Genomic DNA, 12,635 nt, shown 5'->3' with positions numbered 1-12,635 from the left:
CGTGTAATCGCCTGCGAAGACTCCGAGTAGGGCGGAGGCCGTGCCTAGCCGGGTCATGACGCTCGCTCCTCAATGTCAACGGGCGAGGCCATGGCTGCCGAATCGCTATGGTCGATGCGGAAGTCGCCTGGCGGGCTTTCCGACGCCGCGGTCGCGGCGGGGTCACACGCTCCAGAACGACCATGGTCGATGCCCCGGGTAACGGCGTCGGACTGTGCCAACCGACTTACCTGGCTCCCGGCCGCGAGCGCCGGACTGCCGGCGGCGATGGCGGAGCTGATGGCTCCGGTGACCACTTGTGGGACTTCATGCAAAAGCGTATGCCCTGCGGTGGGCCGGTGGATGAGCGTCGCCCCGGGGATAGCGTCGGCCAGCTCGCGGGCGTGCCACATCGGCGTGAGTCTGTCCGCTCCTCCACTGATGATGGTTGTTTTGGCCGTGACAGAGCTCAGGGTTTGAGTGCAGTCGTACTCTTTCAGACCGCGCAGGAAGCCGACTTTGGTAGTTGACGGGGTGGCGTTGATGGCGGCAGCGGACATCGCGACCAACGATTTTGGCGCGGCTTCACCGTATCCGCCATATCGGGTCAGTGCCGCGCAGACTGGCCGGGCGAGGAATTGGACTACCTCATCGGTACCCCCGCGGGGCATGCGGTGTACGAGGTGGTAGAGCATGCTTGTCGCGGGGGTGCTCAGCAGCCGGCCCAGCCCATGCGAGCAGAGGTTTCCCGCAGCGGTCGCGACGAGAACAAGGTTCTCCGGCTCAACGGGACGCTTGCTGGCCGGCCGGCGAAGATAGGCCAAGGCCGCCATGCCTCCCATCGAGTGCCCGACCAGGGTGGCCGGGCCCGTAACACCAAGTGCGACAAGCAACTCGGCGAGGTCGTCGGCGAGTCGGTCGATCCGGTAGGTGTGCATTGACGCATTCCCGGAGTCGCCGTGACCACGGTGGTCGTAGCTGATGATTCGGATGCTGTTGCCCCAGCGACCGATCAGCTGGCTCATCTGGATGTTCCAAGACTGTTTGTTCAAGCAAAAGCCGTGGAGAAGTACGACTGTATGGCCGGCGGTGTCAGATCCCCAGTCACGAACCGACAGCGAGACGCCATCGCTCGTGGTAACTGTGCGGTCGCGGGCCAGCGATCGGCGTGTCCGCATTCGCCTACGGCCGCATCGCGTTGGCGGCGTCTGGGGCGTCATCGCTTCGTTACCGGGCATGGCAGTTTTTCGCGGGCGAGGAATCCAGCCAGGCATCGTCATTGCCGCTCAGCTAGCCCGGCACGGGTGCGCATCGAGATGTACGGTCCTGCTTGCTGGTTCGGCGAGCTGGCGTGACCGGCGGTCATCGGGACACCATCGCGTACCCAGCAAGACCGAAAGCCACTGGCACCATCGCCAGCATTCCAAGCACCGCGTTCAACATTGTTCGCTCATTCCCTTGTGTGCTCACCCGCACGGGGCGTGGCCCAGCAGGCCGTCGGTTTGGGTGAAAACGTGATCAGTTGTCGGCTACCACGGTCGTCGTGCGGGCCGCGCAAAACCATCGCCCGAGGATTGATGTTTAGGGCCGGATGGGTCTAGTACCAGGCGGCGCCCGTATTTGACGTGTTGGTCAATCAGCGCCGCGCATCAGCCGCGCCAATTGGGCGCGGGAGGCAATGCCCAGTTTGGCAAATGCGTTGTGCACGTGGGTCTTCACCGTGTGGGGGGACAGATGGAGTTGCTGTGCGACGGAGCGGTTGGTCGCGCCCTGTGCGATGAGATTGATGACCTTGAGTTCGGAGTCGGTGAGGCTGTCCCAGCCCGTTTTAGCCCGCTGTTGGCTGACGATGCGGCGCTCCACACCTAGTGGGCGCAGCGCGCGGCCGACCCGGCGAGCATCGGCGATGGCTTCGCACTCGATGTAGGCGTCGAATGCTGCGTTCAGCTGGTCGAGCGCTTCGGCATTGCGCTGTGCGCGACTCAGCTCGGCGCCGGCGTCCTCGGCAGCGCCCGCGTACAGAAGCGGCCGCGAAGACGAGTGAAGCAACTGCGCGGCAGCCACCAATGCGTCGGCATCACGCTCGAGTATCCCGCGGGCATATCCGGCGACCCCAGAGAACACGGGCACGGCGGGCCGCTCGCACTCCAGCATCTCGGTGGCCTGCAGGACCCGTGCGCGCAAGCCGGCATCACCGGCGGCCGAGGCCACCCGCGCACTCAAGATCAGCCGATCCAAGGCATAGACCTGCAGTGGCGTTCCGAGTAGGGCGATGTCGCCGCCGAGCCAGCGCACCGCTTCATGAACGTCGTCGCGCTGCCAAGCCGCCAGCGCGAGCACATACGCTGCTCCTCGACGGATGGCAGGTGAGCCGCTCGAGTAGGCATCATGTGCGTCATTAGTCATCTGCTGCAACATGTTTCGGTCATCCGTGCGCACCGCCACCGAAGCCATAATCACGATGCGCAGCAGGTCCGGCTCACTCACGCCTGTCGGCTGTGGGGACGGCAGGGGCTCAGCCGCGTCGCGTGCGGCCGACAACCGGCCCGCAGCGAGGTGAACAATCCCACCAATGACAGTCCACATATTGAGGACCATCGCGTTGCCTTCCCGGCGGGCCTGCACTGCGCCGTCGGCGATCCGGGTCGTCGCGTCGTCCAACCGGCCGACCACTGCCAGCAGGATTGCGAAGTACATTGCGGCATAGTGATGCGCCAAGGCCGCATCATTCGTGTAGCCCAGCGAACAAAGCTGTTCGAGACGGCCTAGGGCGCGGACCCTGTGCCCCTCACCAATGTCGAGCAAAGCGAGGGTGACCTCGGCCATGATCGTGGCCTCGAGATCATCGGTGGCTGCCGCGGCGGCGGCAGCCTCGTCGGCTGCCGTGCGCTGTTGCCCCCTTTTGTCCTGCAACACAAGGTTGTATGCCAGCCACGCCAGGTGCCGCGCGCGGGTGACCTCGCTGATGTCGCTCAACTCGAGCGCTCGGCGATTCTCCTCCGCCCGCCATTGGGTGGTGTGCTTGGTGTGCGCCGGGAGCCGGAGGCGGATCTCGGCCTCGACTTCGGGCGAGACCACCCCTGAGAGCGCCACGACTGCTATTTCTTCGGCCTCACCGTGGCGGCCGGCCCTATTGAGCCACTCCACCGTTTCGGCGACCAGCGATCCATGCTCAGCGTCGTCGGCTGGCAACAGCTCCAACGCGCGCCTGCTTAAGTCCGCGGCCCCACTCGCATCGCCGCGGCCAACCGATTGGGCGGCTTGCCGTAGCGCGTCGATCGCCTCCCGGTCCCCCGGCTCGGCGCTACGCGCCAGCTGGGTGGCCACCTCGGCCGGGGCTGCGCCGATACTCAGCATGACCGACGCCGACTGGCGTTCCATCGCCCGCCGCAGCGACTGCGGCAAGCACTGGCGGGTGGCCTCACGCAGCAGGTCGTGCCGAAACCTCAACTGCTCACCGTCTTCGACGAACAGGTCCGCGCGCACCGCCTCCTCGAGCGCCGACAACAACGCGACCGGCCGACGGTCCAGCATCGCGGCCAGCAAGCCCGCCGAGAACCGGTCGGGCAGCACTGCGGCCACCCGCACCACCTCCGAAGCACCCTCGGAGAGCAGGTCCAGTCGCTGCTGCATACCGACGCCCAGCCGGCGCGGCAGCGCATCTCCGGTGGCCATCGCCCGTCCGCCGCTGACGTTCAGGCGGTTCTCCTCGCCCAAACCCTGCACAAGCTCGCTGACAAGGAATGGATTGCCGTGCGCTTTGGCGGCCAGCGTCAATAGAGACTCATCCGCCGTCGCCCGCACCGCGTCTTGAACCATGTCGGCGACCGCATCCGGCGCCATGGCCCCCAATCGTACGAATGTGGCGTTCGCGCGGTGCAGCACCGACAAGGTTTCCTGCACCGCCGGCCCACCGGCCCCGGTGCGGGCAGTCAAGACCCACAAAACCGCTGCATCCGGGCCTGCGGCGGCCAGCGACCGCAGTGCCAACAGCGTGCCCGTATCGGCCCAGTGAAGGTCCTCCAACACGATCACCAGCGGAGTTTCCGCCGCCGCGGCATTGATCGCATTGTGCAGATCGTTGACCACCCAATAGCCCAGATCCGCCGAGCCGCCCAGTTCGCGCAGTGCCTCGGCGTCTCCAACCGGGGGATCGGCGCGCAGCGTCGCCATGAACAGCGAGAAGAACGGCACCGTTTGCTGATACTCGAAGGCCTCGCCGAATAGTGCCCGAACACCGGCTTTCTCGGCGCGTGCCAAAACCTCGGTCAGCAAGCGGCTCTTCCCGATTCCCGGTGGCCCCTCGATGACCAGTACGCCCCCGTGCCCCTGGGCGACCGCAGCGAGCAGCGCGCCGATCACCTTCAGCTCGTCTGCCCGCCCGCGAATCGGCGGAGTGACCAGGCGCTGGCCGCCGACGTCGAATAGGCCGGTCGAAGACCCCATCGGGTGTCCTGTCTAGCGGATTGTCCACCGCACTGTGCATTGCAGTGCACGTCATTGTAGGCCGTGCACTGCATCGACCAGATTTGCTGTCGGTCAATCCGAAGGCCGCATGAGCTGCGTCAATTGGGCGCGGGATGTGATGCCGAGTTTGGCGAATGCGTTGTGGACGTGGGTCTTGACGGTGTGGGGCGAGAGGTGCAGTGCAGTGGCGACGTCGCGGTTGGTCGCGCCTTGTGCGATGAGGTTGATGACCTTGAGTTCGGAGTCGGTGAGGCTGTCCCAGCCGGTTGCTGCGCGCTGGTGGGTGACGATGCGCCGTTCCACGCCTTGTCGGCGCAGCGCGCGGCCGACCCGGCGGGCATCGGAAATCGCTTCGTGCTCGACGTAGGTGTCGAATGCCGCGTTGAGATGGTCGAGCGCCTCAGCGTTGCGTTGTTCATGGCTCAGCTCGCCGCCGGCATCCTCGGCCGCGCTTGCGTAAAGGAGCGGCCGCGCCGACGAGTGAAGCAACTCCGCGGCCGCCACCAATGCGTCGACGTCGCGTTCGAGGATTCCGCGGGCATATCCGGCCACCCCCGAGAACAGCGGCACCGGTGACCGCTCACGCTCCAGTGCCTCGGTGGCCTGCAGGACACGTGCGCGTAAACCGGCATCGCCGCCGGCCGAGGCCACCCGCGCACCCAAGGCAACCAGATCCAAGACCTCAGGCGTGAGTGGTGTCCCGAGTAGGGTGATGTCGCCGAGCCAGCGCATCGCGTCATGGACGTTGTCGCGCTGCCACGCTGCCAGCGCGAGCACGTGTGCCGCTGCCCGACGTACGGTAGATGCGCCGGTGGGGTACGCGTTACGAGCGTCATTGGCCGTCTGCTGCAGCAAGTTTCGGTCATCGGTGTGCGCCGCCACTTTGGCCAGAAGCGCCATGCGGATCACGTCCAGGTCGGTCGCGCCTGTCCGCCGCGGGCGTGGCAGGGATTCAACCTCGGCGCGAGCTGCGGACAACCGGCCCGCGGCGAGATGAACCCAGGCGTCGATGTCGGCCCAGATATCAAGGGCCATCGCGTTGCGTTCCCGGCGGGCTTGCTCCATTCCGTTGGCGATCTGGGCTGCGGCGTCGTCCAACCGGCCGACCACCGCCAGCAGGTTCGCGTGGTGCGCCGCAAGCAAGTCATGGGCCGGTGTCGGATCACTCGCGCGGGCGAGCGCGCCGGCCTCCTCGAGGCGGCGAAGGGCGCGGCCCGCATAGCCGTCCGCACAGTCGAGACAAGCGAGGGCGACATCGGCCACGATCTTGGACTCGATATCGCCGGTCGCTGCCGCAGCCGCAGCGGCCTCGTCGGCCGCCGCGCGCTCTTGCCCACGCTGGTCGTAGAGCAGGTTGTAGGCCAGCAAGGCCAGATGCCGCGCCCGGGTGACCTCGCTGACGCCGCCCAACTGCAGCGCTCGGCGATTCTCCTCGACCCGCCGCTGGGCACTGTGCATATTGATCGTCGGGAACCGGAGGCGAATCTCCGCCTCCTCCTCCGGCGACGCCGCCTCCGAGAGCGCGGTGACCGCCAATTCTTCGGCCTCGCCGTAGCGGCTGGCCCGGTTGAGCAACTCCACCGTTTCAGCTACCAGTGAGCCGTGCTCAGCGTCATCGTCGGGCAACAAATCCAACGCACGCTTGCACAAGTCCGCGGCCGCACTCGCATCGCCGCGGCCCACCGACTGAGCGGCCTGCCGCAGGGCACCGACCGCCTCCCTGTCCCCGGGCTCCGCGCTTCGGGCCAGCTGGGTGGCGACCTCGGCCGGGGCCGCGCCCATGCCCAGCATGACCGAGGCCGACTGGCGCTCCATCGCTCGCCGCAGCGACTGGGGTAACGACTGCCGGGTGGCCTCACGCAGCAAGTCATGCCGAAACCTCAGCCGCTCACCATCTTCCACGAGCAGATCCGCGCGCACCGCCTCCTCGAGCGCCGAGAGCAACGACGCGGGCGACCGTTCCAGCATCGCGGCCAGCAAGCCCGCCGAAAACCGGTCGGGCAGCACCGCGGCCACCCGCACCACCTCGGAAGCACCCTCGGAGAGCAGGTCGAGCCGCTGATGCATCGTTGCGCCCAGGCGCCGCGGCAACCCGTCTCCGGTGACCATCGCACGGCCCCCGGAGAGATTGAGCCGGCCTTCCTCGCCCAGACCCCCGATCAGCTCGGTGACCAAAAACGGATTGCCGTGCGCCTTGGCGGCCAGATCCAATAGCGATGCATCTGCCCTCGCCCGCACGGCGTCGCAGACCATGTCGGCGACGGCGTCCGGCGCCATGGCGGCCAATCGCACGAACGTGGCGTTCGCGCGGTCCAGCACCGACAAGGTCTCCTGCACCGCAGGCCCGCCAGCCCCGGCGCGGGCGGTCAGCACCCACAAAACAGGCACATCCGGGCGCATTGTGGCGAGCGACCGCAGCGCCAACGCCGTGCCGGTATCGGCCCAGTGGATGTCCTCCAGCACAATCGCCAGCGGGATTTCCGCAGCTGCCGCATGAATCGCGTCGGCCAGATCGTGTACCACCCAGTAACGCAGATCGGCCGAGCCGCCTAGGCGGCGCAACGCTTCCGCATCGCCGACAGGGGGATCCGCGCGCAGGGTTGCCATGAAGAGCGAGAAAAACGGCACCGTCTGCTGGTACTCGAACGCCTCGCCGAATAGTGTCCGAACACCGGCTTCCTCGGCGCGCGCCAAGACCTCGGTCAACAAGCGGCTCTTCCCGATGCCCGGCGGCCCCTCGATGACCAGGACGCCCCCGCGCCCCTGAGCCAGCGCCGCGACCAGCGCGTCGATCACCTTCAGCTCGCCCGTTCGCCCACGAATCGGCGGTATGCGCACGTTCCCCGACGTCCTGGCGGTGCTCACGCGAACAGCCGCCCCCCGACGTGAAGCAGGTGGGCGGAAGGCCTCCCCGTTGTATCGTCCACAGTTGTCGCGACCATTAGCGCTGGTAGCCAGTGTAGGCGTGTTACCGCGCCCCACCTCCTGTGAAACGGCTTCGACCATTTGTTGCGACGCACCTGGCACATTCACGCGCTCGGGTGGGCGCTGACGATCCACGGGAACACAAGGGGCAGAAGTTGGTGGCCTGACCGTCATCGGAGCCCGCCCCTACACGGTGCGGGGGCGTTAGCCTCGCTGGCCCACCACCGCAACGCGAAGTCGCCAGACTGGCTCCGGCGACCCTCGATCGCGAGCGAATGGCGGCGATCGGGATTCTGGATGTCCACCGCGGTGGGTGACCGGCGATCAAAGTTGTCGAAGGCGGTCTGAAACAGCGGCCTCGTCGGTGAGGGGATCGAGCCTGCCTCAAAAAGCGGTTCCGACTCCCCCCGCGACGTCATGCTGCCACCTGGACTTCGACCGACAGATAGTCCGCTATCTCGTGCGTTGCAGGCCAGTCACCATCGCGCACCGCTCGGCTGAGCAGCTCTACTAATGGACTGCAGGCGCCCAGCTCGGCCAGCCATGACGCCACTGTCGCCGCGATTTGATCTGCTTGGACGCGTACGGTGCGGCCGTCGTGTAGGCGATCGGTCAGCTGATAGATGGTCATTTCTCCACGCCTTTCGCTGCATCACCGCTGTGGTTGTCGCGCTGCATCGGGTGACTCGAGCGGGGATGGCCGGCCTTGGATCGCCCGGCGGCCAAGCCGCCGTTGCGTTTCGGCGCTGCATCCGCCGCGGCCTCACCATCACTCTTCCGATCCGTCCGATGTGTTAGCTGACATGACCCATGACACCGCCGCGGGCGTACACTGAACGTCTCAATCTGAGCAGGGTTGGCCGTCTCAATCTGAGACGCCAGTATTGGGGGGCGGCTGCACCGCTCTGTCGGGAGCGAGGTCCATGCGTCGATGATCTTGCGGGCCGGCGTCCAAACCGATGTTCGCCGGGTGAGGGAACGGTTCTTGTGCGAGGGGTCCTTGGAGGCGGAGACCTTGCCCCCAAGCGTGCTGGATTCCTGGCGTCGGTCCGAGGCCCTGCACGTTCACCCGGACCGGGTCGAGCTGCCGTATGTGCGTGAACCAAATATGGGTTCGCGGTTGGCGCGTGCGGCCGCGCCGGTGCTGCGGTGCGTCACCGATGACCTGGCTGCGCAAGCTGTCAGCGTCATCCTGACATCAACCGACGCGGTGGTGGTTGAACGGACCGCCGCAGAAGTGTCCATCCTCAACGCGTTGGACAGGGTGAGCCTCATACCGGGCTATAGCTTGGCTGAAGAGGTGGCGGGCACCAACGGGATTGGCACCGCGCTCGAGACCGGGCGGCCCGCGTTCATTTGCGGCGGCGAGCATTTCGTCGCTATGTTCACCGGTTTCGCGTGCGCGGGTTCGCCGATCCGGGATCCGATAACGCGCAGGGTAATCGGCACCGTCAATCTGAGTTGTCTGGCCGACGAATCCGACCCACTGTTGCTCGCGCTGGCTACCAGCGCCGGTCGTCAAATTGAGGATCGCATGCGGGCGGTGGCCCATCAGGGTGAGACTGCGCTGTTGGAGGCGTATCTGCAGCAGGCACGGCGGTCTTCGAGCGGTGTGCTCGCGATTGGTGGCGATGTGGTGTTGATCAACCCCTATCTGCGTCGGGCACTGGACGGCAACGAGCAGACCGCGCTGCTCGAACACGCCTCGGATCTGCTCAGCTCCAAGCTGTCGGGCACGGCGCTGGCTGTTCTGCCAAGCGGGCGCATCGCCAAAATCACTGCCGCCGACCGCTCGACGATACGCAGCGGCCGGACCAATGTCGTTTTCCACGTTGATCTTTCCGCCGAGACGAGCTCGCGCTCGGCGCCAGTCGGCCACTCGTCGTACACCCAAATCCCTGGTCTGGCAGGTCGCAACAGCGCGTGGTTGCGCTGCTGCCAGCAGGTGCGGCAGTGCTGCCGCGACCGAGACTGGGTAATGCTCGAAGGAGAGAAAGGATCCGGCCGGGCACGGTTGGCCCAGGCGGTGGGGCGGGACGTGAAACCGGGCCGAACTGTCCGGGTGATGCGCGCCGAGACCTTCCCCAACGCGACGCGTCTCGTTGCCGAGCTGGCGGCTGCGTCCGGCGATGAGGACTTCGCGGTGGTGATCGGCGACGTGGATGACATCGACAAGGACACACTCGAATCGATCACCTCGATGCTGGCCACGCGCGCAGGCCGGGGATGGATCGCGGCGACCAGGAGTTCCGGGCCTCCTTCAGCACCGATCAAGCAGCTGCTGCCGCTGTTCACCCATACCGTCACAGTGCCGGCGCTGCGACACAGGATTGACGACCTCGAGGAATTGGTGCCTCTGTTGCTGCGTGAGATCACCCGGGGTGCTGATGTGAAGCTTGCACCCGATGCCATGCGCCAACTCAGCAGGCTGCCGTGGCCGGGCAACGTCTCGCAGCTGCGGCGCGTTCTGACCGAAACCGTTGCCCGCCAACGATCGGGAACCATCAGCGCCGACAAGTTGCCACCGGAGTGCCGCTCCATCACGCGGCGGAAGCTGACCCAAATGGAAGCCCTCGAGCGCGACGCGATCGTCCGTAGCCTCCAAGACAACCGTGGCAACAAGCAAGAGGCGGCGCGCGCCCTGGGAATGTCGCGGGCGACCATCTACCGCAAGATAAACGACTACGGCATCGCGTAATCCCCGACGCTTGTCGGCCCAAAAGCATTGGCCCACAGTCATCCCGCGTAGCGCCGCGGCCCCCGTCATTTGCTGTCGCTGCCTCCGGATAGCCAAAGCAGAGGACTGCAGCGCACCGCGGCGTCTTAAAATGACGCGCTCAGCTTTGATTCACCCCGCGCTCGGTGGTGAACCCCGGTTGCCGGGAATTCGGAGAATCACCCGGGTGAATCGGCGACTCGGACGATGACAACTGACCCCGACTAGGCCCAGGATGTGCCCATGGCAACAACGGTTGACCACCCGGCAGCCATCGGCTCGCGGTTGGCTTCGCGCGACCCAGAGCTGACCTGCGCGGTTCGTCAACGACGCGCTCCCGTATCTGAACCAACTCGACGACTCGATGCACTGGATGCGTTGCCCGAGATCGAACTCGCGGACGCGTTGGCGACATTGCCATGAGACAAGTCGTCTTGTGGGCAGTTGTGCTGCTGGCATCGTGGGCGATCGGACTACTGATTGCGGCCTGGATCGTTCCTGCGGTTTCGTTGTCGGCATCGGGGTTCGTCGTCGCCGTAGTGGTGTTCGCGGCAGCGCAGGCGGTCCTGTCATTGTGGATCTTGAAGTTGCCCCATCCGTACGCGTCGCTGTTTCTTGGGGGCACCGGTTTGGCATTGACGATCGTCGCGTTGATCCTCGCGTCGGTCTTGACGCACGGGCTAACTATTGACGGCGTGCCATCCTGGCTGGCCACGACGGTTGTGGTGTGGCTGGTGACAACGATTGGGGCGATTACGCTGCCCGAGTTGCTCATCCGCGACGGGGCCGGCTCCGCTTGACCAAATATTTTGATATCTCATCCGACGACGGAGGGAGCCGTGATGGGAGACACCCATGACGATCCGACGGATCACGCCCGGACCACGCAACCGCACGCGGGTATTGCGATGAAGGATAACTTCTTCTGGCCAGGGCTGATCCTGCTGGTCGTGGCGATGTTCGGCCTGATCAGCACGGCGGCAGCCGCTGCCTATCGACATTACGAATGGCTTTCCACCACGGTGCTCATCGCCGTCCTCGGCGCGGTCGCCGGAGCGCTCTGGCTCATCATCGAGAACCACCGTGTGACCCGCATCGATGCGCAGTGGGACGCCGCACACCCAGGCAGTCGGACGCACCCGCGCACTCGCTGATCACACAGCGGAGCGCCCCGTCGACAATGACGTTCACGGACGTGCAAGCCGTAACGCCTGCGCACCTATTATGATGTTGCACTCCAACATATTTCGTATTTCTGCTTGTGAGTGAATCGCCCCCGCCCCGTTTCCAGGCGCTTCTTCCGTGATCGCCATTGCCGCAATCGCAAACCGATTACTGCCTTACCGCTAGCGATACTCGCCAAATCGCCCGGGTGAATCAGTTTGCGGGGTGATGTCCACTCATCCCACCTCACTGAATGCTGGCTTAACAGATCGCAGCCGAGGATACGTGGAACCGAACCTTGTACCCGGTCTGCGTTCGGAGCCGCATAAGTGAGCAACGGGTCGCGGTGGTGGTGGACACCTTGCTGCGTTAGCCACCGCAGAAACCATCGCCACAAATTGGAGAAATCAGATGAGGCGTCGCCAATTTCAACGACCGGCTGCTGAATGCGCATCCGGCGCCGCGCGAACACCATGGCTGCCGCATCGAATCCGGGACGCCGCCGCGTCTGCCCGGCGTTGGGCCCATCGGAAAGGAGATGCCGTCATGGAGACCGTGCCGACGATCGAAGATCAACTACACGCGCTGCAGCCCATCTGTAGTGCCCAGGGCGTGTCGACCGGCATTGCGTGCGGTGCGCCGGCGGTCGCGGTCGCCGAGATACACGCCGTCGACGGATGTGACCAGATGGGGCTAACCCCAGACGGCGACCTCATCGAGACGCTCTGTCAACCCTGTCTGGCTACCGTGCAGTGGGCGATGGCGACCTACGTCGGCGATAAACGCGAGGTGGCGTCCCGATGCGGCACACATCCGATGTGCGCCACATGCGGGCGTCCCACTGGATACCTGCGCAGCATCTTTGCCGTCCGCTCGATCGGGCTCGACGGGCTGGCGCCATGACGCGATTACGCATTGCCTCCCTGTTTGTGGCTGTGGCGGCCGGTGATTATGCGGTCCTCGTGTTGATCAATGGTCAGCTGGTCGATTTCGGCGTCGCCGCCGCCGTTTGTGCGGGATCCTTGGTTGCGGCCGGGATGATCGCCTGCGGGGGTAGGCGACGCCGCAAGGCGTTGGGGCGGGGACGAGCGGCCGTCTGGGAGCGCCGTGACCATCAGGCGGCTGCCGCCGGCCAAGAGTGCCCGGTGTGCGGAGGTGCATGTCAAAGACTGAGTGCATCACCAAGATTCGCCGACCGCCAGAGTGCGCGCTTATGCCGGGCATGCGCGTCGGCCGTCAAACCAGAGCTGGCACAATGAGCCCGGGGCCTGGCTCGGCGCCAGTGCACCATGACTGTGACACCGCGGCCGCGAGATGGCGGCGACTGGCGCTGACACCGCGCTGGCTGCGGTGGAACGCTGAACCTCGCCGTCTTGGGTAAGGG

At 65.8% G+C, this 12,635-nt stretch carries 8 protein-coding genes; 4 read left to right on the top strand and 4 right to left on the bottom strand.

Going from position 1 to position 12,635, the window contains the following annotated elements:
• Nucleotides 1–53: 53 nt before the first annotated feature.
• The 4 genes from A5756_RS00110 to A5756_RS25145 form a co-directional block, all read right to left on the bottom strand.
• Nucleotides 54–1,157 carry an alpha/beta fold hydrolase gene (locus tag A5756_RS00110; RefSeq protein WP_082959032.1) on the bottom strand — a complete coding sequence of 368 codons (1,104 nt, stop codon included), beginning with the start codon at nucleotides 1,155–1,157 and terminating at the stop codon, nucleotides 54–56.
• Nucleotides 1,158–1,611: 454 nt separating this feature from the next.
• Nucleotides 1,612–4,425, bottom strand: a complete 2,814-nt coding sequence (locus tag A5756_RS00105; RefSeq protein WP_066944879.1) for a LuxR family transcriptional regulator — start codon at nucleotides 4,423–4,425, stop codon at nucleotides 1,612–1,614.
• Nucleotides 4,426–4,518: 93 nt separating this feature from the next.
• The gene (locus A5756_RS00100; RefSeq protein ID WP_066944875.1) at nucleotides 4,519–7,311 is read right to left on the bottom strand and encodes a LuxR family transcriptional regulator; all 2,793 of its coding nucleotides are present in this window, start codon (nucleotides 7,309–7,311) and stop codon (nucleotides 4,519–4,521) included.
• Between the two features lie 475 nt (nucleotides 7,312–7,786).
• Nucleotides 7,787–8,002 carry a hypothetical protein gene (locus A5756_RS25145; RefSeq protein WP_082948373.1) on the bottom strand — a complete coding sequence of 72 codons (216 nt, stop codon included), beginning with the start codon at nucleotides 8,000–8,002 and terminating at the stop codon, nucleotides 7,787–7,789.
• A 369-nt stretch (nucleotides 8,003–8,371) separates the two neighbouring features.
• On the opposite strand from A5756_RS25145, the gene A5756_RS00095 reads away from it, so the two are divergent.
• The 4 genes from A5756_RS00095 to A5756_RS00080 all read left to right on the top strand — a co-directional run bounded on the left by A5756_RS00095 (nucleotide 8,372) and on the right by A5756_RS00080 (nucleotide 12,154).
• Nucleotides 8,372–10,069 carry a sigma-54-dependent Fis family transcriptional regulator gene (locus A5756_RS00095; RefSeq protein WP_304441114.1) on the top strand — a complete coding sequence of 566 codons (1,698 nt, stop codon included), beginning with the start codon at nucleotides 8,372–8,374 and terminating at the stop codon, nucleotides 10,067–10,069.
• Nucleotides 10,070–10,506: 437 nt separating this feature from the next.
• Nucleotides 10,507–10,887, top strand: coding sequence for a hypothetical protein (locus tag A5756_RS00090; protein ID WP_066944867.1), 381 nt, complete (start codon nucleotides 10,507–10,509; stop codon nucleotides 10,885–10,887).
• A 42-nt stretch (nucleotides 10,888–10,929) separates the two neighbouring features.
• The gene (gene usfY, locus A5756_RS00085) at nucleotides 10,930–11,241 is read left to right on the top strand and encodes a protein UsfY (RefSeq protein WP_156659082.1); all 312 of its coding nucleotides are present in this window, start codon (nucleotides 10,930–10,932) and stop codon (nucleotides 11,239–11,241) included.
• 556 nt (nucleotides 11,242–11,797) lie between these two features.
• The gene (locus tag A5756_RS00080; protein WP_231989125.1) at nucleotides 11,798–12,154 is read left to right on the top strand and encodes a phosphoenolpyruvate carboxylase; all 357 of its coding nucleotides are present in this window, start codon (nucleotides 11,798–11,800) and stop codon (nucleotides 12,152–12,154) included.
• Nucleotides 12,155–12,635 lie beyond the last annotated feature (481 nt).

This window comes from Mycobacterium sp. 852002-53434_SCH5985345, assembly GCF_001667155.1.
In the GTDB taxonomy this organism is placed as follows: domain Bacteria; phylum Actinomycetota; class Actinomycetes; order Mycobacteriales; family Mycobacteriaceae; genus Mycobacterium.
The sequence above is the reverse complement of the archived record's forward strand: the minus strand, read 5'-3'. Positions and strand labels throughout refer to the sequence as shown.